This window comes from Paenibacillus sp. FSL R5-0341 (assembly GCF_037975235.1).
GTDB classification, from domain to species: Bacteria; Bacillota; Bacilli; order Paenibacillales; family Paenibacillaceae; genus Paenibacillus; species Paenibacillus amylolyticus_A.
In genome coordinates this window covers 4903342-4928495 of sequence record NZ_CP150241.1, presented here as the reverse complement: position 1 = coordinate 4928495, position 25154 = coordinate 4903342, and the positions used below count along the sequence as shown (strand labels likewise).

The 25154-nt window shown below is 44.2% G+C and carries 28 protein-coding genes; 26 read left to right on the top strand and 2 right to left on the bottom strand.

Going from position 1 to position 25154, the window contains the following annotated elements:
* The first annotated feature begins 118 nt into the window (after positions 1-118).
* The 11 genes from MKX75_RS22130 (at position 119) to MKX75_RS22080 (ending at position 7962) form a co-directional block, all read left to right on the top strand.
* On the top strand, positions 119-823 hold the full coding sequence (locus MKX75_RS22130) for a DNA alkylation repair protein (protein ID WP_339166851.1): 705 nt from the start codon (positions 119-121) through the stop codon (positions 821-823).
* 36 nt (positions 824-859) lie between these two features.
* A complete protein-coding gene (locus tag MKX75_RS22125; RefSeq protein ID WP_339166850.1) occupies positions 860-1414 on the top strand; it encodes a methylated-DNA--[protein]-cysteine S-methyltransferase in 555 nt (184 codons plus the stop codon).
* A 219-nt stretch (positions 1415-1633) separates the two neighbouring features.
* Positions 1634-2860, top strand: coding sequence for an amidohydrolase (locus MKX75_RS22120; protein ID WP_339170557.1), 1227 nt, complete (start codon positions 1634-1636; stop codon positions 2858-2860).
* A 128-nt stretch (positions 2861-2988) separates the two neighbouring features.
* Positions 2989-3399 (top strand): GNAT family N-acetyltransferase, encoded by a 411-nt coding sequence (locus MKX75_RS22115; RefSeq protein ID WP_076332773.1) that lies wholly within the window; start codon positions 2989-2991, stop codon positions 3397-3399.
* A 26-nt stretch (positions 3400-3425) separates the two neighbouring features.
* Complete coding sequence (locus MKX75_RS22110) at positions 3426-3881, top strand: GNAT family N-acetyltransferase (RefSeq protein ID WP_339166848.1); 456 nt, start codon at positions 3426-3428, stop codon at positions 3879-3881.
* A gap of 13 nt (positions 3882-3894) precedes the next feature.
* The gene (locus MKX75_RS22105) at positions 3895-4323 is read left to right on the top strand and encodes a GNAT family N-acetyltransferase (RefSeq protein WP_339166846.1); all 429 of its coding nucleotides are present in this window, start codon (positions 3895-3897) and stop codon (positions 4321-4323) included.
* Positions 4324-4364: 41 nt separating this feature from the next.
* Positions 4365-5066 carry a DUF1361 domain-containing protein gene (locus MKX75_RS22100; protein ID WP_339166845.1) on the top strand — a complete coding sequence of 234 codons (702 nt, stop codon included), beginning with the start codon at positions 4365-4367 and terminating at the stop codon, positions 5064-5066.
* A 79-nt stretch (positions 5067-5145) separates the two neighbouring features.
* Complete coding sequence (locus MKX75_RS22095; RefSeq protein ID WP_339166844.1) at positions 5146-5772, top strand: hypothetical protein; 627 nt, start codon at positions 5146-5148, stop codon at positions 5770-5772.
* Positions 5769-6233 carry a hypothetical protein gene (locus MKX75_RS22090; RefSeq protein ID WP_339166843.1) on the top strand — a complete coding sequence of 155 codons (465 nt, stop codon included), beginning with the start codon at positions 5769-5771 and terminating at the stop codon, positions 6231-6233. Before MKX75_RS22095 ends, MKX75_RS22090 begins: the two co-directional genes overlap by 4 nt.
* Positions 6234-6271: 38 nt before the next feature.
* Positions 6272-7216, top strand: coding sequence for a GNAT family N-acetyltransferase (locus MKX75_RS22085; RefSeq protein ID WP_339166841.1), 945 nt, complete (start codon positions 6272-6274; stop codon positions 7214-7216).
* Positions 7213-7962, top strand: coding sequence for a metallophosphoesterase family protein (locus MKX75_RS22080; protein WP_339166839.1), 750 nt, complete (start codon positions 7213-7215; stop codon positions 7960-7962). The genes MKX75_RS22085 and MKX75_RS22080 overlap by 4 nt, the downstream gene beginning before the upstream one ends.
* A gap of 97 nt (positions 7963-8059) precedes the next feature.
* On the opposite strand, the gene MKX75_RS22075 is transcribed toward MKX75_RS22080, so the two are convergent.
* Entirely contained in the window at positions 8060-8962 is a 903-nt protein-coding gene (locus tag MKX75_RS22075; protein WP_076332779.1) for an ArsR family transcriptional regulator, read from the bottom strand.
* Between the two features lie 177 nt (positions 8963-9139).
* On the opposite strand from MKX75_RS22075, the gene MKX75_RS22070 reads away from it, so the two are divergent.
* The 11 genes from MKX75_RS22070 to MKX75_RS22020 all read left to right on the top strand — a co-directional run bounded on the left by MKX75_RS22070 (position 9140) and on the right by MKX75_RS22020 (position 18478).
* Positions 9140-10630, top strand: a complete 1491-nt coding sequence (locus MKX75_RS22070; protein ID WP_339166838.1) for a glycoside hydrolase family 43 protein — start codon at positions 9140-9142, stop codon at positions 10628-10630.
* Between the two features lie 115 nt (positions 10631-10745).
* Positions 10746-11300, top strand: a complete 555-nt coding sequence (locus tag MKX75_RS22065; RefSeq protein WP_076332781.1) for a hypothetical protein — start codon at positions 10746-10748, stop codon at positions 11298-11300.
* Positions 11301-11399: 99 nt separating this feature from the next.
* Complete coding sequence (locus MKX75_RS22060; RefSeq protein ID WP_339166837.1) at positions 11400-11945, top strand: GrpB family protein; 546 nt, start codon at positions 11400-11402, stop codon at positions 11943-11945.
* Positions 11946-11986: 41 nt separating this feature from the next.
* Positions 11987-12409, top strand: a complete 423-nt coding sequence (locus tag MKX75_RS22055) for a hypothetical protein (RefSeq protein WP_339166836.1) — start codon at positions 11987-11989, stop codon at positions 12407-12409.
* Positions 12410-12439: 30 nt separating this feature from the next.
* Positions 12440-12961, top strand: a complete 522-nt coding sequence (locus MKX75_RS22050) for a cysteine hydrolase family protein (RefSeq protein ID WP_339166834.1) — start codon at positions 12440-12442, stop codon at positions 12959-12961.
* The gene (locus MKX75_RS22045) at positions 12961-13443 is read left to right on the top strand and encodes a hypothetical protein (RefSeq protein WP_339166833.1); all 483 of its coding nucleotides are present in this window, start codon (positions 12961-12963) and stop codon (positions 13441-13443) included. Before MKX75_RS22050 ends, MKX75_RS22045 begins: the two co-directional genes overlap by 1 nt.
* Positions 13444-14011: 568 nt before the next feature.
* Positions 14012-14491, top strand: coding sequence for a DinB family protein (locus MKX75_RS22040; RefSeq protein ID WP_339166832.1), 480 nt, complete (start codon positions 14012-14014; stop codon positions 14489-14491).
* 37 nt (positions 14492-14528) lie between these two features.
* Positions 14529-15401: an aminoglycoside phosphotransferase family protein gene (locus MKX75_RS22035; protein WP_339166831.1), complete on the top strand. Its 873-nt coding sequence runs from the start codon at positions 14529-14531 to the stop codon at positions 15399-15401.
* Positions 15402-15536: 135 nt separating this feature from the next.
* The gene (locus tag MKX75_RS22030; protein WP_339166830.1) at positions 15537-15884 is read left to right on the top strand and encodes a hypothetical protein; all 348 of its coding nucleotides are present in this window, start codon (positions 15537-15539) and stop codon (positions 15882-15884) included.
* Between the two features lie 239 nt (positions 15885-16123).
* Positions 16124-17125, top strand: a complete 1002-nt coding sequence (locus MKX75_RS22025) for an endo-1,4-beta-xylanase (RefSeq protein ID WP_339166828.1) — start codon at positions 16124-16126, stop codon at positions 17123-17125.
* Positions 17126-17659: 534 nt separating this feature from the next.
* Entirely contained in the window at positions 17660-18478 is an 819-nt protein-coding gene (locus MKX75_RS22020) for a purine-nucleoside phosphorylase (RefSeq protein ID WP_339166827.1), read from the top strand.
* 118 nt (positions 18479-18596) lie between these two features.
* On the opposite strand, the gene MKX75_RS22015 is transcribed toward MKX75_RS22020, so the two are convergent.
* A complete protein-coding gene (locus tag MKX75_RS22015) occupies positions 18597-19673 on the bottom strand; it encodes a LacI family DNA-binding transcriptional regulator (RefSeq protein WP_076332790.1) in 1077 nt (358 codons plus the stop codon).
* A 538-nt stretch (positions 19674-20211) separates the two neighbouring features.
* Between MKX75_RS22015 and MKX75_RS22010 the strand changes: the two genes are divergently transcribed.
* From MKX75_RS22010 to MKX75_RS21995, 4 genes are read left to right on the top strand one after another with little or no spacing between them, the layout of a single operon-like run.
* Positions 20212-21072 (top strand): ABC transporter permease subunit, encoded by an 861-nt coding sequence (locus MKX75_RS22010; protein WP_223200008.1) that lies wholly within the window; start codon positions 20212-20214, stop codon positions 21070-21072.
* Positions 21073-21088: 16 nt separating this feature from the next.
* On the top strand, positions 21089-21970 hold the full coding sequence (locus MKX75_RS22005) for a carbohydrate ABC transporter permease (protein ID WP_339166825.1): 882 nt from the start codon (positions 21089-21091) through the stop codon (positions 21968-21970).
* A gap of 55 nt (positions 21971-22025) precedes the next feature.
* Entirely contained in the window at positions 22026-23633 is a 1608-nt protein-coding gene (locus MKX75_RS22000) for an ABC transporter substrate-binding protein (protein WP_339166824.1), read from the top strand.
* Positions 23634-23658: 25 nt separating this feature from the next.
* Positions 23659-25137 (top strand): glycoside hydrolase family 32 protein, encoded by a 1479-nt coding sequence (locus tag MKX75_RS21995; RefSeq protein WP_076332793.1) that lies wholly within the window; start codon positions 23659-23661, stop codon positions 25135-25137.
* The last annotated feature ends 17 nt before the right edge of the window (positions 25138-25154 follow it).

The window sequence follows — 25154 nt, the reverse complement described above, 5'->3', positions numbered from 1 at the left end:
AAAAAGAGAGTACCCAAAACGATATTGTAATCTTGCTCAAACATTCGATATGAGCTTACAAACTGGCGTTGCAAGGATATACTTGTTGTATGGCAACAGACGAGGAGGACATGGGTTTGTGGAAATAGATATCAGAACACAATTGCTCAGCTTGGCTGAGCCGGAGTATCAGAAATTCTCGGCTGCGCTCATTCCTAATATCACGAATGTACTAGGTGTGAGATTGCCAGTCTTACGAAAGATTGCCAAACAGCTTGCCGCCGGAGACTGGCGCACATATCTGGAGACGGCAGATGATGAATACTTTGAAGAAGTGATGCTGCAAGCGATGGTGATTGGACATGTACAGGCCGATCTGGACGAGCTGCTGAAGGCCATTGAAGCATTTGTGCCGAAGATCGATAACTGGTCAGTGTGCGACAGCTTCTGTGCGGGACTAAAATATACGAAGATGCATTCGGAGCCAATGTGGACGTTCTTGCAGCCCTATCTGCGATCAGATCAGGAATATGAAATCCGGTTTGGCGTGGTGATGCTGTTGAATTTTTATCTGGATGAGAGATATATCGATCAGGTTCTAAGCGCATTGGATCAGATTAGGCACGAGGCGTATTACGTGAAAATGGCAGTCGCTTGGGCCATCTCGATGGCCTATGTGAAACAACCTGAAGTGACCATGCGCTATCTGAAGCATAATACCCTGGACGATTTTACGTATAATAAGGCACTTCAGAAAATCACGGAATCTTATCGCGTTGACCCGGAGACCAAGCAGATGATTCGCAGTATGAAACGTAAGGTGAAGAAGCAGGCTACGTCCTAGCATTAAGCATTCCACCGGGGAGAGGGCGATAAACGGATGAGAAAAAAGTTGATGTACACCACGATGCAGTTGGACGGTCGTCCATGGGTGCTGCTCGCTACGGAACAGGGATTGTGCCGAGTGGTCATGCCCAATGAAACACTGGAGGACTGGAACGGCTGGATACAGAAAGTTGCACCTGGCGTGGAACTGGAAGAGAACGAGCATGCGCTGAAACAAACAGGCATGATGGACTGGTTGCAGTCCTATTTTGCAGAGGAACCGGTGGCTTATACAGATGAGATCCCACTGGACTTGATCGGAACTAACTTCCAGCAGGAGGTATGGAGAGAGCTAGGGCGTGTGCCTTACGGTGAAATTCGGACCTATGGTGACATCGCTGCAGCGATTGGAAGACCCTCAGCTGTACGAGCGGTGGGTGCTGCAAATGGAGCCAACCCGATTCCGGTTCTGTTACCCTGCCACCGTATTATCGGAGCCAATCGCAAGCTGACCGGATTCCGTGGAGGCCTGGAGATGAAGCGCAGACTGCTGGATATCGAACAGATTGAGGGCGTGACCGATGGAGGACATGCACGGTTTCATTTTTAATGGAAGAGCGGAATTAAGCAGATTAAGGTGATATGTACAGGGCAGGCACGTTATTGTGCCTGTTTTTTTGCATGTATTAAGGAAGGCATGCAAACGTTCCGCGTATGGAAAACCAACGTTTTACATATTTTTGCCTGGTGAAACCGTATGGTACCATGGATCATAGAACAATCGGTATCCGGGGGACGTAATGCCGGGTGAGAAAAGAGGGATGACATGATGAAGCAGGCCTACTGGTTAACCAATGTGACTGTGGAGCAGAGTTATGTTCGAGAAGGAGAACAGGTGACGGGGACACGGACAAGCCCTGCTCATCTGCGGATTGAAGATGGAGTGATCGCGGCGATCGTGGATGGAAACAACCCGTTGTCTAGTGATCTACCACAAGTAGATGGCAAGGGACTTTTGCTGCTGCCTTCGTTCGAGGAGGCACATATTCATCTGGATAAAACCTACTACGATGGGCCGTGGGCAGCGGTTAAACGGATCTCCAGTATTTTCGATCGCATTGAAGAAGAGAAGGTTCTGTTGCCCAAGCTGCTACCAGATGCGAAGCGTCAAGCGGAGAGTATTCTGACCTTGATCCAGGGGTATGGCTCCACACATGTGCGTAGTCATTGCAATATTGAACCCGTTAGTGGGTTGAAAAGACTGGAAGCAACGCGGCAGGCTTTGGAATCATTTTCGGGCAAAATCTCTTCGGAAATCGTGGCTTTCCCGCAGCATGGACTGCTTCGCTCCAATTCAGTGGAGCTTATGGGTCAAGCGATGAAGGAAGGTGCAACACATGTGGGCGGACTTGATCCTCATACGGTGGACGAACAGATCGAGAAATCACTGAACGCCATGGTTGAACTGGCTGTTCAGCACCAGGCGGGCATAGATATTCATCTGCATGATGGTGGGCACGCCGGCAAACAAACGTTGCTGGAACTCGCGAATCTGACCGAAGCAGCAGGGCTTCAGGGCAAAGTTACCGTGAGTCATGCGTTCTGGTTCGCCCACGCAGAACAGCAGGAAGCAGAAGATATGGCGCAGCGAATGGCTTCGCTTGGGATGAGCATTGCTTCCACGGTGCCCATTGGCAGAACGATGATGCCCCTTCCCATGCTCCACCGTATGGGCGTGAACGTGAAGCTGGCAACAGATAGCCTGACGGATCATTGGTCTCCTTTTGGCAATGGGGATCTGCTTGAGAAAGCAGGACGCTTCGCAGAACTGTATGGATATAGTGATGAACTGTCCTTGTCTCAATCTTTGGCATTCGTAACAGGCGGTATCACACCGCTGAATTCACATGGGCAGCAGGTATGGCCGAAGGTAGGTGATGCAGCGAGTTTTGTACTGGTTCATGCAAGTTGTTCGGCGGAAGCTGTTGCGCGGCGATCTGCGCGGCAGGCCGTATGGTACAAGGGGCAATTGGTGAGCGGATCGACATCGGATTGAGGAAAATAGAGCGTCTAGAGCCATGGGGAACCGTGGCTTTTTGGCATGGGAGAAAAAGAGGAAGGAACTGTTCGCATATACCACATTTTGGGTTATGATGGACGTAGTTATTGAAGGGAGAAATACGAATGAAGATTGAATATGCAACAGAAGCCGACTACGAATATATCATGGAGAGAGATCGGCATATCCATCAGCCACTTGTGAAAACGAAGATTAGTGAGAAAGAAATATTCATCCTATGGGACGAGGACGAGGGATCAAGAGTTGGATGGATGAGGTACGGTTACTTTTGGGACAACCTTCCCTTCATGAATATGATCTGGATTGATGAACCCTATCGGAACGGCGGATATGGCAGAAAAGTCGTGCATCACTGGGAAAGTCTAATGAAGCAACAAGGCTTCGATACCGTGATGACTTCAACGCAATCAGATGAACATGCCCAACACTTCTATCGAAAGCTGGGGTATGTCGATGCTGGGGCTTTGTTGCTGGATGTGCAGCCTTTGGAGATTATTTTGATCAAGAAAATCTAGTAAATAAGCTGCAAGGAGAGAAGATTGTGGATGTGAAGCAAGTGACGCTACAACCTATAACCAAAGAAAATGAACTCGATTGCATCCACCTTAAACCGCGGGAAGATCAGCTGGATTTGGTTGCAAGCAATGCGGATTCATTGATGCATGCGACGAAGGAAATTACGTCTAAACCATACGGTATTTTGGCAGAGGATCAGATGGTCGGTTTTATTTTATTTGATAACGAGATCTACAATGACGGGTATTACTGGATTCTCCGCTTCATGATTGATGAGAAGCACCAGGGTAAGGGCTACGGTAAACTGGCTATTCAAGAAGTGATTCGTATGTTGCAAGAGAGAAGTGACTGCCAGCAAATCAGGGTATCCCATGTTCCACATAACATTGCGGCAAATGCGCTGTATAAGCGTTGCGGATTTCAGGACACGGGTGAATTCGAGGACAACGGTGATATCATTTTAAGTTATCAGATGAGGTAATGGAGGGAGCTAGGTGATAAGAGAGGCAGAAGCTAGGGACGCAGCAGTGATTGAAAGGCTGTATAAAGAATTATTGCCGAACAACTTAAACACCAAGGTGCTTGCAGAGCGTATTGAAGAAGTTCGGAATAACCCAAACAGTTTCTTGTTTGTGTATGAACTGGGTGATCAGGTGATCGGCACGGCTCATTTACATATTTGTCTGGATGCTTTGGTGGAAAATAGACCATTCGGCGTAGTTGAGCGGGTTATCATTACGGAACATGTGCAGAGCAATGGATATGGATCTGAATTGATGAAACATATAGAGCATGTATGTGAGCAGAAAAATTGTGTGAAGGTGTTTCTTACGAGCGGATTATCCAGAAACGAAGCACATCACTTTTATACGAAATTGGGGTACAACGGCGAATCCAGCAAGGCATTTAAAAAGTATTTATAACGTATAACATTCATCAAGGAAAAGGAAGTAGAAGCAAAGAAATGAAAGATAACAAACATCCGGTTCAAGACCTCCGACTCATCGTTACTTTGCTCGTGGCTACTCTTTGTTGTCTAGGTGTTGTGATGTATTTACGTGCCCAATCAGATACGAATATGTATCGATTTTTAAGCTGGGATATGTTTCTGGCATGGGTACCATTCATCATCTCATCCTGTATTAGGTACATATTCAATAAGAAAGTAACCACAACGAGCGCGATATGTATAGGGTTGATGTGTGGAGTATGGCTCTTTTTTCTGCCCAATGCGGCCTACCTTTTTACGGAGATCCTGCATTCATTCAGATATTTTGATGCTCAGGGGGAGGTTAGATTTTGGGTTAATATTGAATTTTGGTACAGTCTCACCCTGACGTTTGCTGTAGCGATCATCGGATTGCTGCTCTCGACTTGTTCGATCATTCAAATCCATGGCATGTTAAACAAATTAGTCAATAAGTACATTAGCATGATGGTTGTAGGCGCTATTTTGCTATTGAGCAGTATAGGGGTCTACATTGGCAGATTTAATCGGTGGAATTCGTGGGATGTGTTGTCGAGGCCTGGGAAGATCTTTGTGGATCTTGTTAATGATTTCAATGCAGCGAACAGCATGATGGTTGAGTTTGTCGCTATTGTATTTACGGTTCAACTTTTTGGATACGTTATCGTATCTTTGCTAACCGCAAGGTCTAGCAGTTAATTATTCCATTCGAACGGGTAAAGGAACAGCTATTGCGTATTGATTTATAAAAATGACATCAAGGAGGCAATATCACACGATGGGTAATCTTAATTTTATCGATAAACTTCCTCACATTAGTGAATGCAAACAGATTCTAAAGGCAGCAGCGATGCTGGATGCCATTTTGATGCCGGAATGGGAGTACAGGTATTACTCGTATAATTCCCAGTGGGACACGAATGAGCAAATGGCATCCATGAGAGATGGGCAAGGAGATCATTATTTTGCAATATTCAATCCAAATGGGCTGATTATTAAAGGCTTTGATAAAGAGTATACACTTCAGCATAAGGTTGACAGGACTGATGTGGTAAAGCGTGTTCCAGAAGCATTTAATACATTTTTGGCAGAGCCGGCATTTGTAATGGATCAGACGACGTTCTGTATCTGGAGTGAGGCGGATCAGGAAGGGTGGTCTGCAGGCACGGTGCTTGGGGATCATGAATACGAACTGTTAGAGATTTTGGTAGGCGGCGCGAAATATTATCATGCTTGGGCACAGGATTACTACGAGATAGCGTTGGATATCGAACTGGTTGAACAGGTATTTGATATGAAGCCGATCGATGAGGTCTTACTACAGCAATTAAATGATGAACTGAGATTAAGTGATATCGAAGGTGAAATTGCAGAAATTGGATACCCGGATAAGGATCTGAAATGATGAAATCGATAACACAGGAAATTACAGAAGAATTATTGACTGTGATGGATATGTACCAAAGAATCGCGCGGCAATTGATCGACCAATTGATATTAGAAACCGATCAGCCTGATCGCATGGAGATCCTGGCAGGTGCGTACCATTTGCTGTCCAATGCGGAAGTAATCCATGGAGAAGAAGAATTAACGGGAAACTGGTATTTTGATATTCATGGTGAGCACTGTATGTTCCAAAATACAGAAACAGGGCAGACATTGGAGGTTTCCCTTGGTAGTCCAGAAGATGTGGGTAACATGGACCCCTACTTTTTTTATAATTTTATCAAAACAACGCCAGAGATTGCTTACCTAACTGCGTATTTCGAGAATCCGTTTAAGGACATGTTGGATTTCTTCGAACGTTTGCAGGCACAGCATGTGTTAATTCATGTTCATGGGGTGGAATATAGAAAGGTTCTTTAATTGCTGTACATGTAATTAGAACTGAGGAGGAATGACGTATGGGTTTAACGGAGTGGTCTACAGATATTCTCCAATATGATCTGTCGGATGAATATTCAATTCGCAAAGCTGATTTTGCCGAATGGGGATTATATTGCACGGTTTATTATGATATGCGTTATGTCGGATTTTTCAGGGAAGAAGAGTTCAGTTCTTCCAAGATCAGTGCGTACTGGATTTACAAGGGGGAAAGCAAAATAGGCGGCGTGAGAATGGAGCCTAACCGGATGTATCATTTGTTTTTTATCCCGCCATTCCAGCAGTGCTTTGAGGTATTGAAGCTTCTGAAGCATAAATTATTACAGTGGTCCGATCGCACCAAACGCATTCTGACCTTTGAGATTCTTCCAGACCAAGTAGATCTATACGCAAGAGCTGGATTCTGGCCAGTGGAGTTCAGATGTCGGTGGATGCAGCGGCCTACAGATCATTTTGAGATCGAGTGGGACAGCAGGGTAACCGTGAAGAGTCCAGAGATTATTGAAAGTGAAACCGGCACCAGAAAATATGTGAATGAAGATGAAATTTCTCAATGTGACCTGGAGAGTTTTGCAGGAAGTCTTGAAGCTACACGAAGAAATAAAACCTCCCTTGCAGACTTTATACCTGACGAAGATCCTAATTATACAAATGAGATTCTGACTCAAGCCTCCACGCTTGTATACGATAAGGAAACGGGGCAACTGATTGCAAATTGTCGTCTTTGTCTGCAGGATAATCAGGCTGCTGTATATAGCATAGGGGTTCGGCCGGCATATAGAGGAAGAGGGCTTGCTACACTGATGTTACAGAGAGCTTTGAATGCGCTTAAGGGTCAGTATCCCGTGCTGCGATTGTATGTGATGCAAGGAAATGATGCCGAGTCCGGATATCTGAATCTGGGCTTTATTGCGGGTGTACAGGAGATTCAGACGATGTATATTCCTGAGGAGGAATCACAATGAAGGTTGCCATCTTAACCGATATTCATGGGAATGCTCCAGCGCTTCAAGCGGTACTGGCTGATATGGATTCCAGAGGAGACATTGAGTATACGTTTTGTTTGGGGGATATGATCGGTATTGGCCCTCACTCCAATGAAGTGATCGAGATGTTGTACAGCCGTGAGAATTTGATAGCGATTACAGGAAATCACGAAGAAGCCGTATTGAGTTTGCTCCAAAATAAGGGGCCATTAGAAGGGCATAAAGGCATAGCCGAGCATCATGAATGGATTGGTCGACATCTAAGTGCGGAATCGATCAAGAGAATACAAGCTCTACCGAAATTCGTTGAAAAAGAGGTAGAAGGACGTCGGTTCCTTCTAACTCACTATCACATGAACAACGACAAGCTGGATGTCATCGATAAAGATCCATCCGGGATCAAATTGGACGCAAGGTATCAGGATACGGCCCATGATTTGGTTTGTTTTGGTCATCATCATATTCTTCATTATTATAAGACAGATCAACGAATCTATCTGAATCCGGGCGCTTTAGGCTGTAACGATCTTGCCATTGCCAGATACGGTATCGTGGATCTCCAAGATGAGGGAATTGATGTGAAATTCATTGGCGTTCCATATGACAACAGGGAATATCTGCAATCGTATGAACGATTGAACGTTCCGGATCGGGCTTTTCTTTTGAAGGCATTCCATGGGAATCAGTTGGAGAGAGAGTATGGGGGGGACAGTGAGCGTTCTTAGCGACGTATGTGCTTCAAAATTAGCTGAGGAACAGCATTTTCCATCACTCCCTCTCCTTTATGTCAGGAAAGGGAGGATTCCTGTACAGCGAGCCAAATTACCCTAGTACACGAATAACAATATCCTGATCATGGTTACCGAAACCGGCACCATAGATCGTTAGACCGCCTACGTTGGGGCTTTCCTCGTCAACCGTAAAACGAAGCGTCCAGAACGGTTCGCTAAGCTTAATATCCGCAAGAGTAATATCCGACATCCGCTCATCATCCATATACGTACCGGAGGCATCAATGCGGATGGTCTTCAATAATCCATACTGATTCACATTGCGATGCCACCAATCTGGTGTATATTTGCCGCGCGCTGCTCTGCCAAAGTCGGCAGGGCTTGTCCACGTTCCAAGAGAAACACCATTGAAAGTGAAACGAATATCCGAAGGCCAATGATCCCGCAATCCAGGAGCTTCAGAAGCCAGTTCCATCGAAATCTCAATAGCATCAGTTGTCTGATCAGGAAGTACAAAGTTAGGTGTTTTATATTCTACATAACCTTTCCCAAACCACAGGATCGCGGCGTGTACCCGCTCAGGATCAAGGAAGTAACGTGGATCGTCCCATATCCCGATTTCTTTCTCAAGTGTGCCTAGCCCACAGGTAGGGTGAATATCAAAAGCAGTGTAGTGCCCAACGGATATTGTCTGCTCTTTGGTTCGTGAAGTTTGATTTGCCGATGGCAGCTCGATCTCAATCTGATTTTGCTTGAGGTAACATAATTTGTGTGTTCCTCCGTTAATCCGAACTCGTCTGCTCCCGATTAAGCCCGCATCCTCCAGTTTGCGAATATGCATCGTGACAATGGAGGGGCTGAGCTCTAATGCTGCCGCAATATCCTTCACATTTTTTTCGCGATCTGCAATCATGTCCATGATTCTCCATCTGACCTCGCTTGCCAGCGCCTCATATAAAGGGAGGAACTGGGGCTCCCCATTTGCTTTGATCATCTGCACAACTCCTTACCCTCAATCTTCTAAAATCATATATATATTAATTCAATAAAATTTGTTCCAAGATACAATCCAGATTCATTGCAAGTTGATAGCCAATGGTGTTTAATTTTTTTAGTTGCTACAAAGTTGGATTCTTATATTTATGAATTTTAGCATAAGAGGTGGAGTATAGTGAAATACAATAATCCTGTTGTTAAAGGTTTCTATCCAGACCCAAGTGTGATCAAAGTCAACGATACGTACTATATGGTGTGCAGTTCTTTTCAATACTTTCCGGGCGTACCGCTCTTTGAAAGCAAGGATCTGCTGAATTGGAAGCAGATTGGTCACTGCCTCACTCGTAAAAGTCAGATTCAGCTCGAGACCGTGAGCAGTTCCGGGGGCGTATTTGCCCCGACGATCAGACACAATAACGGACTTTTTTATATGGTGACAACGAATGATACGACACATCAGAATTTCTATGTATGGACGGACGATATCTACGGAGAATGGTCTGAGCCTATCTACGTGGATCAAGGCGGGATTGATCCGGATTTGTATTTTGAAGATGGCAAGACCTTGTTTATGAGTAATGGGGTAGATGATGAAGGCGTTGGCGGAATTGTCCAGTGTGAGCTTGAGATTGAAACTGGGCGCAAACTGACCCCGAGTCGTTCGATATGGAATGGTACTGGCGGAAGATATCTGGAAAGCCCGCATCTGTATAAAATGAACGGTTACTATTACCTGCTTGCAGCTGAGGGTGGTACGGAGTATGGTCACATGGTTACGTATGCTCGGGGAACTTCGTCTTCAGGTCCATTTGAAGCTTATGCACACAATCCAGTTCTGACCAATCGTAATTTGGGCGGTTATGAGTTGCAGGGGGTTGGACATGGTGACCTGGTTCAGGATGATTTGGGCAACTGGTGGCTCTTTCACCTGGGATTCCGTCAGATTGGCAGATGGGCTACGTTCCATCATCTGGGCCGGGAAGTATTCCTGACTCCGATTACGTTTGGTGAAGACGGATGGTTTACAGCCGGGCATGAAGGTACAACGCTGACGAGTTTTGAGACTAATCGTATCCCAGAAACCGTGGCCCAGCAGGACAAGAAGCATTATACGTTTGAAAATACAAACTGGAGCCTGGACTGGTGTTACCTTCGTCATCCGAATGCAGAGCATTATCAGCTTGAATCAGACAAGCTTACGCTAACAGGAACTGATGTAACGCTGGACGTTCCGGCATCCCCGACGTTCATCGGGCTACGTCAGAAAGACTTTAATGCCACAATTTCTGTCGATGTCAGTCTGACGAATGGGGAAGCTGGTGTCACGATCTATATGGATGAGAATCATCATTATGAAGTGGCAATTCGTCAGGAGCAAGATGGCTATAAGGTGATCGAGCGTCTGAATATCGGTGATATCAAATCGATAGAACAAGAAGTGGATCTGGGAAATAAACAGCATGCAACGCTGGTCATCCGCTCAAGTCAGGAACGTTACAGCTTCTTGCTTCAAGCAGATGGTGAAGAGATTCTGCTAGGCACGGCACAGACGAGATACCTGTCATCGGAAGTGGCTGGAGGTTTTACAGGCGTGCTTATTGGTCTATATGCGACGGGTAAAGATGCTGTAGCTGAGTTTACAAACTTCAAGTGTGACTATCATTAAGAAGTGAAGGGGAGGACCTAAGGTCCTTCTCTTTTTTTGGATTTGTGTCAAAATATAAGTATATTAATAAACGCTAACAGAAGAGAGGTATTTAAACTTGGGAGTACATTATAAAATGCCAGCATCCTTAGAAGGCATCGTTCGAATAGATAAGGAATTACGTAAACAACATGATGGAACCCTCCAAGATTATATGGGTTTTTATATTAGTTTTAACAATGATGAGGATAGATACTACTGTACGCCAGACGATGCCATCATATTTGGAAGAACAGGAGCAGATGGTGATCATTTTGCTTTTTTCACGTTTAACAGATCGATTAGTGATTTGGAAGAAGCTCCGGTTATCTTTATCCAACCTACGGCGTTTGGTAATCAAGTAACTTTAGTAGCCAGAAACTTTAAGGATTTTGTAGCATTATTTATTAATCTTAAGGAAGTGTATGTTTTGGAAAGATTTCGATTCTATAAGAACAAATTAGATTTTATGGATGACTATAGCGATAACTATTTGAAAGATATAAGGATGAGAGAGAGTGATAATAATTTAATTATTGAACTGTTAAAAGACAATATTAAAGGTATAACAGAAATTGATGATGTGTACGAATACATGATTGAATCCAAAAAACAAATAGATCTGGGAATAAACAATGATGATTTTGCATGATCTCTAGATGGCATCACTAAATAATCCATATGTAACAAAAGGTTAAGAGAGCGTGTTATTTAATTATATAGCTAGATTGAATAACCAAGGAGGAGTTGCATGGAAGATCAATGGAGAATTGCAAAGTATGATCCGGCATGGCCTGTTTTGTTTCTCGAAACGAGTTCGAAATTAAGAGAAGCGTTAGGAGAAAAGGCTGTGCGGATTGACCATGTTGGATCCACTTCAATTGCTGGAATAGATGCCAAACCCATCATAGATATACAAATATCTGTTTCCCAGTATGAAAATTTGTTGGACTACAAACGTGAGATCGAAACAGTCGGATTTGTATTCAGAGCAGAAAATCCAGATAAGTCTAAACGTTACTTTCGTGAAGAGCCCGGAAGCAGAAGGATACATATACACGTTAGACAGGCAGGCAGTTTCTCCGAGCAGATGACTTTGCTGTTCAGAGACTATTTAAGGGAGCACCCAGAAGGTTGTTTGAAATATGCAGAAGAAAAGCACAGACTCATGTCATTGTATAAAGATCAACGTCCCAAATATGTTGAAGGAAAAGGGCCAATGGTGTGGAGCATATTACAGAGAGCACATCGTTGGTCTCAAGATATCGGATGGCAACCGGCAAAATCTGACGCATGAGAAGATATAATCGGTAGAGATAACTTGCTTGGAGTGATGAGATGAACATGGGTAGAAAGCTGATGACGACGGTTCTAACCATCATTTGTTTTACTTTGGCTGCAAGTCTCATATCGATGAATGAATCCTACAGTTTTGATTTTTACATTCTTATTTATCCGATATACGCGACTCCCTTGATCCTGTTGATCGGGCTACCTTTATCGATATTGCTGGACTATCTGCTCAGCCGAATACAATTCGTCAATCGTGTTTTGTATCTAAGTACGAGGATATTGAGTTATGCCTGTGCTGGAGTTTTAGGTATGTATATTTATTATCTGGTCATGGGTGCAGGAGAAGCAATCTTGGATTTCAAAGAGACGTTAGTTCTGACCTTATTCGGCGTTCTTGCTGCTATTCTATTTGTACTGATTGATATGGGATTGGAAGTTTTGTTAAAGATGCGAAGAAGAAAGAGTTAAATTATATTGATTCGTCAGGAGGAAAGCAAAGTGACAACGCATTGTGCACTTCTAATCATTGACGTACAGGTAGCGATGTTTGATGAAGCAGATCCTGTATATCAGGGGGAACAGTTACTTCAGAAGATCCAGATGTTAATGGCCAAGGCCCGTGAAGCAGGGCATTTCATCATATATATCCAGCACAGTGAAGGAGCAGGCAGTCCACTGGAACGAGGAACTTCAGGGTGGGCCATTCATCCGTCTATTGCACCTATATCTGGTGACCTTGTTATCGAAAAAGAGACACCGGATTCGTTTCACGAAACCAATCTGCATCTGAAATTGCAAGAAAGTGGCGTGAAGGAGTTAGTCCTTACGGGAATGCAGACAGAGGTATGTGTAGACACGACTTGCCGCAGAGCATACAGTCTGGGATACACGGTCAATCTGGTTCAAGATGCGCACAGCACGTGGAATTCAAACGCACTTCAAGCGGATCAGATTATAGAACATCACAATACGGTACTGAGACTGTTTGCCAACGTGGTGGATACGGAGAATGCGCTTTAATGCTAGGAAAACTTAGGCGATTCTGGCTTTTCGTAGGTGCGGCAATCATGTTTCTGTATTTTCTAATCACGAGTAATCCAGATCCAAATAAGCCGATTTCAAGAAATCAAGTGATAAGCACAGAGATGAGCATAGCCGTGTACACCAGGACAGGCGACGGTGGAGCACACGTTAGCATTGACAATGTTACGTTAAGTAAAGAAGACATTAGCCGTATAGTCGGCTGGCTGAATGCAGCTCCGGAATCATCCAAAATACCAGTAGATGATGTCACAGGAAGCATAAGTGCAGGAATTGCTTTGAAATTAAAGCATAACGCTGAAATTACGATTCAATACAATCGGAAGCAGATTATTGTATCCAGAAAAAGCAGATTTAATAGAGATTCGAAATATATACTTGATCAAAAGGACTTAAGAGACTTTTTGGATCAAAAGTTGGAAGGGACATATTTTGGTAAAGATCCCGTTAAGGATGAATGAGGAGGAGAGGTATTGACGATTAACAAAAGAATAATGAATCTATCAGCCTGGCTTGCTGTATTAGCCATCATATGCATTCCTGGAACTTTACATACTGAAGATGGACCGCTCCGAACAGAGTATGGTTTCCCGATCCGATTCTTTACGGATTATCATTATGCTAATTCTGAGGGAACGATCTGGTTTATATCTGGCATCTCTTTAAATGTACTTCTATATTTGTTCAATGTTCTGCTTATTTATACAGGTATTCATGTGATCTTGTATATAAAAAAGAAATTAACTATATAAATTTGAACTGAATAGTTACACGAAACGGAGAGGACAGAAAAAAAACTGAAGAAGCGAAGTGTTCGCCTAAAAGCTTTCTGAAAGAAAGCTACATCGGAAGCATAGGCTTATCCCCGGAGTTTACCATCATAAAATGAATCAAAAAAATCTGGGAATAACAGCGATCGGAAGGTTGTTCTGTCATCGTAGTGGCCAGTGTAAACATTCGGAGGATACCTTTGCCGATACAGAATTGATCAAATCTCTATGAAAAACATCGATAAAGGGGAATATACCAATGGAAAGCTTCTTTCGTTATAACTGGATGGTGCGTGAGCAATGGTATGTGTGGTGTGAAGATGTACCGCTTGAAGAATTGCTTCGGCCTCGTACGGGCGGAGTAGGCAACATATTACAGACGTTTTTTCATATCATTGATGTAGAGTGGAGCTGGCTTCAATTGCTTCAGGGCAAACCGGATGATGCGGAAGATTTTGCAAACTACCAGAATCTTGAGGCGGTAAGACGATTGGATAGCAAATTACGTCCTGATGTAGAGGCATTTATTACAGCATGGGAGCCGAGTATGGAAAAAAGAGCTTATATTGATCATCGCTCAGCTGGCAAAGTCGCTACAGATTCATGGGGAGAAGTTATGCGACATGTGATCGCCCATGAGATCCACCATATGGGACAGCTGTCGGTATGGGCCAGAGAATTGGGCAAACAGCCAGTATCCGCCAACGTCATTGGCAAAGGTCTGATCATACCTGATTAACAGGGAGATGCTGTCATAACATGGAAGGAGGAGAACGATGACGATTCAACTTAGCCGGATGAATTGGATAGAACTGGACGAACGTATCCAGCAGGTCATTGAACAGGAGGTTCAGATCATTCCCTTGCCACCTGGACTGGAAGCGAGTGTGATGAGAATCGAAATGAATGATCAGCGGTACGTATTGAAAGTCTGGGACAAGGATTCCAAACCGGATATCGCCAAACAATATCGATTATTGTCCAAGCTTTATCAAAGTGGAATTCGTGTTTCTGAACCCTACGGTTGGGGATTAGACGAGCAAGAGAATCAAGTGCTGTTAACGAGCTATGATGGAAAGCCGGTTACCCAATTAACACAAACCAAACTGACACATTTGGCTGAGCGATTAATGGAGGTCCATCGTTATCCGGTGAATGAAGTGAGTGCTGGAGACGATGGAGAATACATATCCAGGTATGATTTTGTTGAATACTTTTTTCCTCAAATGCAGTCACATGAAGATATTCATCAGCATCTCGCAAACCTGATTCAGCATGTCCAAATCAGACAGGACTGTTTGATTCATGGTGATTATAATCTGGGAAACATTCTTGAAATGGAAGGCGATTACACCATTATCGATTGGACTAACGGCCAATACGGTGATCCAAGGTACGATATGGCATGGTCTGTGTTTCTGATCACCATCTATAATGGGGAAAGTTACGGCGAGATGTATCACGCTCAATTTGCACGTTCTGCAAGTTATACGTACACGCTGGAAGAGGAGCAGGTTTTTGGAGCAATAGCTTGTCTTCGCTGGATTCTGTTAAAGCGCGTTGGGGATGTACCCATGGGGCCAGATGTAATGGAAAGGGTTCACAGCATGGCTGTCCATAATCCATATTTGAATGAACACCTGCTGTAATCGTAATACGGGGATACACAATGACGACAGTATACGATTAAGTAATGGAAAGACCACTTTTTTCAAATAAAATAAATAGCCAGTCCTAAACTAGCGATCCTCGCATACCTATGATAGTAGAGGAGCGTGATCGATATGGAGCAGAGAGTGAAAATCTACTTTGAACTGAAGCAGCAGCAAAAAGATATTGAGCAGCAGTTGTCTGTACTACGAGATGAGATTGTTGCGTATTGTGCAGAACAAGGGGTCTATGAGACGCAGGTTGGTGGTTACACCGTGAAAACAGTGCTGCAGAACCGGAAGGAATACGATGATCAGAAGCTGTATGCTTCTCTTCCAGACCCGGACATCTGGCGATTGTTGTCCAAGGTAGACAGCCATAAGCTGAAAAGCCTGATCAAGCTGAACATTCTGTCCGAGGAGCAAATTAACCCAGCATGCACAGTGAAACAGGTGACCTTGTTACAGGTAGACAAGTTGTAACGCTTCATACCCTCTTTGTACATGAGTTGAATTTATATGAACATCCCGATCACAAAATACCTTCAGATTAATGTTCTGTTGCGATGAGCAGTCGGACATACGTGGAGGTGTTTTTGTTGTGCAAACACGGTCGAGGATTATAAATAGTTAAATATGAGGGGGAAGAAGTATAATTTGTTCATTGTAAGCGTATTCAACAAGCGATATGATGGATAAAAAATGGCAGGGAGGAATTGTAAATGCCAACCGAAATTCCATCACTACATGCTGCTTACGCTAATACGTTCAAAATAGGTGCTGCTGTACATACCAGAATGTTGCAGTCCGAAGGGGATTTCATCGCCAAACACTTCAATAGCATCACGGCTGAAAATCAGATGAAATTTGAAGAAATTCACCCGGAAGAGGATCGGTATACTTTTGAGGCGGCGGATAAAATTGTTGATTTTGCCGTTGCCCAAGGAATTGCGGTTCGTGGACATACGTTGGTCTGGCATAATCAGACATCGAAATGGGTCTTTGAGGATACCTCAGGTGCTCCTGCTTCCAGAGAGCTGCTATTATCTCGCTTGAAGCAACATATTGATACGGTAGTAGGTCGGTATAAGGGGCAAATATACGCGTGGGATGTTGTTAATGAAGCTGTTGAAGACAAGACAGACCTGTTCATGCGGGACACGAAGTGGTTAGAGCTGGTGGGGGAAGACTACTTACAGCAAGCATTTAGCATGGCTCATGAAGCAGACCCGAATGCCTTACTTTTCTATAATGATTATAATGAGACGGATCCGGTCAAACGGGAGAAAATATACAATCTAGTGCGCTCTTTGTTGGACAAGGGAGCACCTGTACATGGAATCGGCATGCAGGGGCACTGGAATATCCATGGTCCTTCCATTGAAGAAATCCGAATGGCTATTGAACGATACGCTTCACTGGATGTACAGTTGCATGTTACCGAGCTGGACTTGTCGGTGTTTCGTTATGAGGATCGTCGGACCGATCTCACTGCGCCCACTTCGGAAATGGCCGAGTTGCAGGAGCGTCGCTATGAAGAAATCTTCGATCTGTTCCGTGAGTATAAATCCTCCATCACCTCTGTGACATTCTGGGGAGTAGCGGACAATTATACCTGGTTGGATCATTTCCCGGTACGTGGACGTAAAAATTGGCCCTTTGTATTTGATCAACATTTGCAGCCAAAGGAATCATTTTGGCGTATCATTAACCCTATGACCTGAACATCAGGGAAGTGGAGAGAATCGGTCACGATGTGGCCGATTTTTTGCTGTAGTCGATATAGATTATACAGTAGGGCTATCTCGTGCATGATCGAGGCGTTGATTTGTGTGGATGATAAGGATATGGTATTAAATGGAATTATGTGATAAGGTTGAAGAAATGGTGAACCAAATTCTTTCCTGAAATGAGATGAGAAGATGGATTACATCCGAAACTACTTAATTACTTTTGCCGGAAATTTTATATTTAGTTATTTTATCTTTGAAGAAGGTACTTTTGCCCAACCGCTGATGTTTGCTACATTCATGCTGTTGCTGATCATGACAATCGATTACATGAAAAGTAGAAACAAATATACATTGGATTAGGGGATGTCCATGTTTTTAAACGATTCTGGAGCATAGGGTCGTTTTTTTATTGCATATAGAACAGCTTCCATTTACATCAAGACCATTGTTCATTACACTTGATGAGTAGCACCTCATTAACTCAGTTTTCGTTAACTCAATTCAGATCATCAGGAGGATATCATTATGCATCAATCCGCACATATTCAGAAAGCAAGAGATTACATATTAAACCGAATCCATACCAAACCTGCCGTAGGCATGATTCTGGGGTCAGGACTGGGAGCGCTTGCGGATGAGATTGAAAACGCGACCGTTATTCCGTATACAGAGATTCCGTATTTCGCCCAATCGGAGGCTATCGGTCATGCCAATGAATTGGTTATTGGTGAACTGATGGGCAAAACGGTTGTAGCAATGAAGGGGCGTCTTCATTATTATGAAGGTTTTACACTGGATGAAGTGACATTTCCGGTTCGCATCATGAAGGCGCTGGGTGTTGAACAATTGCTTATCACCAATGCCTGCGGAGCGATCAACACAAGCTTTGAACCGGGCCAACTGATGCTTATTACAGATCATATTAACCTGGTGGGTAATAACCCGTTGATGGGACCGAATAACGCTGAACTGGGTGTGCGTTTCCCGGATGTGTCCCAGGTGTACAATCGCGAACTGCGCAGCATTGCCCTTAAGGTTGCAAAAGAGCAAAATGTTGGCCTGCAGCAAGGTGTCTATGCATGGTGGAGTGGCCCGGCATATGAGACACCAGCGGAGATTCGCATGATTCGTACGATGGGTGCGGATGCTGTGGGGATGTCCACGGTACCTGAAGCCATTGTTGCCATTCATGGCGGTATGAAGGTACTGGGCATTTCCTGTCTGACCAACATGGCCTGTGGTATTCTGGATCAGCCGTTAAGTCATGATGAAGTTATTGAAGTGGCTGCGCAAGTGAAAACAACCTTTATCGGTTTGGTAAAAGGCATCTTGAAAGAGATCTAGTTCTGAGATTGTCTTTATGTGGGCCGCGATGGATAGGATAGAGTTTACATCCAGCCAAATCGAAACCACAAAAAAACGTATGCTTCACGAGTTGTTACTCGTGAGACATACGTTTTTTTTATTTTGCAGAACTATGAACCATCTGAGAATGATCGGCCATGATTGCTGGCGTAGACTCCCTGATGATGGGTTTGGTCACAATGTGTGAGACCTGATACGGTTGTGTTGGGCTATTAATCCGGGATAACAGCATCTCTGCAGCCTTGATGCCCATCTCATTACTGTAAATATGAACGGTCGTTAATGCAGGCTCAATAATTCGGGATTGGGGCGCATTATCGAATCCGCATATCGCAATATCCTGTGGCACAGCGACATTTCTGTCTTTTAACGCCCGAATCAGATCAACTGCTAAAAAGTCATTAGCGCATACGTAAGCAGAAGGTAGGGAGGCCAGCTCTGCCACTCGCTGGTTCAACCATCCTGGCTTGGAGAAACACAGGCGATCATTATCCAGGATGCAATGAGACAGGTCCACCTGCAACCCCGCCTCCAGCATAGCACGGTGATATCCAACCCATCGTTCATTAAAGCTCTTGCAGTGATTGTAATCTCCCACGAATCCGATACTTGTGAAGCCGCTCTCAATTAATTTTTTGGTTATCTGATAGATGCTATGTTCATTCTCCATAAGGAGCAAATCTGCTTGGAATTCGGGATAACATATGTTGGAAGCGCAATCGATAAAGATCGTGGGGATGCCCAGATCGGTAATCAATTGAGTGTATTCCAGATCAAATAATTCAATGCAAATGATGCCGTCTATTTTAGCGATATCAAAATTGTTGGGAAGTGTAAGCGTATCTTGATCGTCTTCACGCACGATATGAATCGAGAGATTGTATCCCTCCGCACTGATTCTTTTCTCCAAACCACTGATCAACAACGAACCAAAGTGAGATGTATTCGGCAGGTTTTCAGTTAACAGGGCGATATTGCCCGGAGTCTTCGTTAGAACAAGCTCATTTTCCATGTAGGCGAATTGCTTATATTTAAGTTCAATTGCTTTTTTAATTACACGATTTCGGGTCTCATCCGGGATGTTTCCGCTATCGTTTAATGCTTTGGAAGCCGTGTTCCTGGAGATCCCCAAAGCATCAGCGATGTCTTGTATCGTGACTTTTTCCTTAGCCATCTAATGCTTCACCTCTAATCCTCAATAGTCATCCATAATCTTCTCTAAGTCAAATGTATAATAGAACGGGACAAATAGCAATCTCTGTTTTACAAATGCACAATTGTATTTACATTTAGATAGGCGAATTCTATTTTCATAATTGTTCCAGAAGTTTCTTTAACTATGTAACAATGATGATCTATTACAGTAATGCTATAGAAATATCTTTGCTAGTATTGACGATTCAGTACTATATATATGCAAATTTAATCCTCTTTAGTTACATTGATGCAAAGATAAAGTGATCAAATGCACAAATATTTTTTACAAAACGTATTGACTAAATCCGTAGATAACTGATAAATTGTAAATTATTAAATAGGCAATTGTAAATATTGAAAGCCCTTACTGAAAACAATTGTCAACTTCTAGAATGAACGGGGGTATCGTGTTGGATAACATAGCCGACAGCAAAAAGGGCGAGGGAAGGGTACTGAAAGTGAGGACGACAAGCGGTCATAGGTTGCAGCAGCTCAAAAAAAATTACTTTTTATATATGTTGCTTGCACCGGCCTTAATTTTGACTCTTATCTTCAAGTACATTCCGATGTACGGAGCCATCATTGCGTTTAAGGATTTCAGTCCGATCAAAGGCATCATGGGTAGTGATTGGGTAGGACTGAAGCATTTTGAGAAATTTATAGCTTCACCCAATTTCGATATCATTTTAATGAATACGCTTAAACTCAGCTTTTTGGGATTGATATTCAGTTTTCCGGTGCCCATTTTACTCGCACTCATGCTGAATCAGGTACGCAAAGCTGGCATCAAGAAAAATATTCAATTGTTTCTGTATGCACCCAATTTCATCTCGGTTGTTGTCGTGGTGGGTATGTTGTTCATCTTCCTCTCACCGACAGGGCCGATTAATCAATTAGCCACATGGATTACAGGTCAGCCAATCATGTTCATGTCTGAACCGGAATATTTCCGCTGGATCTACATTTTGTCCGATATCTGGACTGGAGCGGGTTGGGCTTCGATCATTTACGTCGCAGCTTTAGCCAATGTTGATCCAGAGCTTCACAATGCGGCTAATCTGGATGGAGCCAATCTCCTTCAGCGTATTCGCCACATTGACCTTCCAACGATTCGTCCGATTATGGCTATCGTCTTTATTCTTGCAGCGGGTGGCATTATGTCCATTGGATTTGAGAAGGCCTATCTGATGCAGACGTCCATGAACCTGCCTTCCTCCGAGATTATTGCCACGTATGTCTACAAGGTGGGGTTACAGTCTGGAGATTACGCTTATTCTGCCGCAGTAGGATTGTTCAACTCGGTGATCAATGTGATTTTGCTGGTGACGGTGAATCTGATTGTGAAGAAATTGAATGAAGGCGAAGGCCTCTATTAGGAAAGGAGTATTATCCATGGTTGTTAAACACACGGGAATGGATCGATTGATCCTCACACTCAATGCCATTTTTCTCACCTGTGCTGTACTGGTTGTGGTTGTTCCCCTGATTTATATTGTTATCGCCTCATTCATGGACCCCACGGTGTTACTGAATCGTGGACTGTCCTTTAATGTATCGGACTGGAGTCTGGACGGATATCAGATGATTTTGTCCAATCCAGCCATGATTCGGGGGTTTGCAAATGCGGTATTGTACTCGGTTTCTTTTGCACTGATCACCGTGACCGTATCTATATTTGCAGGTTATGCATTGTCGGATGACAGGCTCGCGGGACGTGGATTTTTCATGATTATCTTTATTATTACCATGTTCTTCGGCGGGGGATTAATCCCTACGTATCTACTCATACGTAATCTCGGCATGCTCGATACGGTGTGGGCGATCATCATCCCTGGAGCCGTTAACGTCTGGAACATCATTCTCTCCAGAACCTTTTTCAAAGGAGTCCCTCGAGAACTGAAAGAAGCTGCAAACGTGGATGGCGCCTCTGAGATGAAGATTTTCTTCCAGATCGTCATTCCGTTGTCGAAACCGATCATTTTTGTACTCGCACTCTATGCGTTCGTTGGGCAATGGAATTCCTATTTTGATGCAATGATCTATCTCGATAATCCGAACCTGCATCCGTTACAGCTCGTTCTGCGCTCCATTCTGATTCAGAATCAGGCTGCACCGGGCATGATCAGTGATCAGCTCGCGATGGCAGAACTGAAACGGCTTTCCGAGATGATTAAATACTCAGCGATTGTCATTTCGAGTCTGCCACTCATCATCATGTACCCGTTCTTCCAGAAGTATTTCGAAAAAGGTGCCATGGTCGGTTCCCTCAAATAGTGAACAGCCTGCGATACAGTAAGTTGATCCAATCCAACTCATGGAGGTCATTATTATGAAAAAAGTAAACAAATCTAGAAAAGCCGTTACAACGGCGTCCATTTCCGTGTTATCTGCAATGCTCTTTCTAACCGCCTGTGGCGGGGGTGGAGGCGGCGCGGCAAGTGAGGCGCAATCCCCTGATGGCAAGGTGACATTGAATTTTATAACACAGAGCTCTCCGCTGGCTCCCGCTGATCCAAACGACAAGCTGATTAACAAGCGACTCGAAGAGAAAACCAATGTGCATATCAACTGGAAGAACTATACGAGTGATGTGTTTGCAGAAAAAAGAAATCTGGCGGTGGCCAGCGGTGATTTGCCGGATGCCATTTTTGATGCAGGTTACGGGGACTATGATCTCCTGAAACTGGCGAAGGACGGGGCAATCATTCCACTTGAGGACATGATTGAACAATATATGCCCAATCTGCAAAAGGTGCTGGAGGAAGCTCCCGAATACAAGAGCATGATCACGGCTCCAGACGGCCATATCTATTCATTCCCATGGATTGAAGAACTCGGAAGTGGCAAACAACGGATTCAGTCAGTGGATAACTTGCCCTGGATTAATGTGGAATGGCTGAACAAGCTCGGACTGAAGATGCCAACGACAACCGAGGAATTAAAAGAAGTGCTGATTGCGTTCAAAACCCAAGATCCAAACGGCAACGGTAAGGCAGACGAAATTCCGTTATCTTTCATTAACAAACCGGGCGGAGAAGATCTGACATTTCTCTTTGCGGCATTTGGACTCGGAGAGAACTGGGATCATACCGTGGTAACCAATGATGGGAAAGTGGTCTTCACGGCAGCTGATGAAGGTTACAAGGAAGCGGTTAAATACATTCATGAGTTGGTTCAGGAAGGTCTCGTGGATGTCGAATCGTACCAGCAGGATTGGAACACGTATCTGGCAAAAGGCAAGGACAACAAGTACGGCATGTACTTCACTTGGGATAAGGCTAACATTACAGGCATGAATGATACGTATGATGTTCTGCCTCCGGTTGCCGGCCCTAACGGAGAGGTCAATGTCACAAGAACAAACGGAATTGGACTTGATCGTGGTCGCATGGTCATTACCAGCAGCAATAAAAACCTGGAATCCACAGCGAAGTGGGTAGACCAATTGTACGATCCGCTCCAATCTGTGCAGAACAACTGGGGTACCTATGGAGATGAGAGTCAGCAGAATATTTTTGAATTCGATGAAGCCAAAGGGATGCTGAAGCATCTTCCACTGGAAGGATCTGCACCTGTGGAGCTCAGACAAAAGACCAGTATCGCCGGACCATTGGCCATTCTCGACAGTTACTATGATAAATACACAACCAAACCAGAAGATGCAGCTTGGCGTATGGAACTTCTTGATAAGGTTATGGTTCCGCATATGAAAGCAGAGAACGTATATCCAAGTGTGTTCTTCTCTATTGATGAACTGGATCGATTGTCCACGATTGAGACCGATCTCTTCGCCTACGTGTTACGTCTGCGTACGGAGTGGTATCAGAACGGGAAAATAGATCAGGAATGGGATGCTTACTTGAAAGAGCTGGATCGCCTTGGATTGCAAGAATGGCTACAGATTAAACAAGCCGGGTATGACCGTAATAACCAATAAAGAAAAGTGTGGAGGAGAAACCATAATGTCGACAATTCTTAAACAAGATTACAGAAACGAATACCATTTCTCACCGAAAGAGAAATGGATGAACGACCCGAACGGCATGGTATTTTTCAATGGGGAGTATCACCTGTTCTATCAGCATCATCCGTTTGGTACAACATGGGGACCGATGCATTGGGGTCACGCGGTGACCCGAGATCTTGTCAATTGGGAGGAACTTCCTGTAGCTCTGGCGCCGGATGAACATGGCATGATCTTCTCGGGCAGTGCTGTGGTGGACTGGAATAATACTTCAGGACTTTTCGACGATGAGCCGGGGTTGGTTGCTATTTTCACCCATCACCTGGAAGTTGAAAAGCATGATGCCATACAAACCCAGAGTCTGGCGTATAGTAAAGACAACGGCAGAACCTGGACTAAATACGAGGGTAATCCGGTATTAAAGCATGAGTCCTTTGTCGATTTCCGTGATCCCAAAGTGTTCTGGCATGAGCAGACCAAGGAGTGGATTATGATTATCGCTTGTGGTCAAACGGTATGTCTGTACCGATCTCCCAATCTGAAGGATTGGACGCTAGGAAGTGAATTTGGCGAAGGGATCGGTTCACACGATGGCGTGTGGGAGTGTCCGGACCTGTTCCCGCTTGCAGTGGATGGAGATTCAGGGCAGGAGAAATGGGTGATGCTCGTTAGCATTGGTGCAGATCCTGCTTTTATAGAAGGCTCCAGAACGCAATATTTTACGGGAGATTTTGATGGAAGTACATTTATCCCAGACGAGGCATCCCATACGATCCGCTGGATTGATCATGGCCGGGATAACTACGCTGGAGTTAGTTGGTCCGACATTCCGGCTGAAGACGGCAGACGCCTGTTTATGGGGTGGATGAGCAACTGGATGTATGCCAATCAGACGCCGACCAATGATTACCGTGGAGCCATGACCATTGCCCGGGAGCTGACACTGGAGACAAGAGCCGGAGAAGTTATCCTGATTCAACGTCCTGTGCGTGAGCTTGAGCAAGCCCGTACGCCAGTATTGTCCTTACAGGATGCTTCGATTCAGCAAGTGAGGCAGCAGTTGAACGATTTGCAACTAGTGAACTATGAGATCCATGCAGCGTGGTCTCCGAATCAGTCGTTCCATTTTGCCTTAAGAAGCGGAGCTGACAACGAAACGCTCGTTGGCGTAGACGCTAACCGAGGTGAAGTGTATATCGATCGTAGTCGATCGGGTATCGGCGATTTTCATGAACATTTCCTGGGTCGCCATGCAGCTGAGTTAAAAGAGGTAAATGTAAACCAAAGTTTACGTATCTTTGTAGATCATTCATCTGTGGAGGTATTTGCAAATGATGGTCAGACGGTTATTACGGATCTGATCTATCCGGATGTGGATTCCAAGGGTATCTCTGTTCATGCCGAAAATACGGATCTGCTATTCTCTTCAATTCATATCTATGAGATCTCACCGACCAAGGCTAAAGGTCAATTGTAATGAAGGGAAGGAGTGCA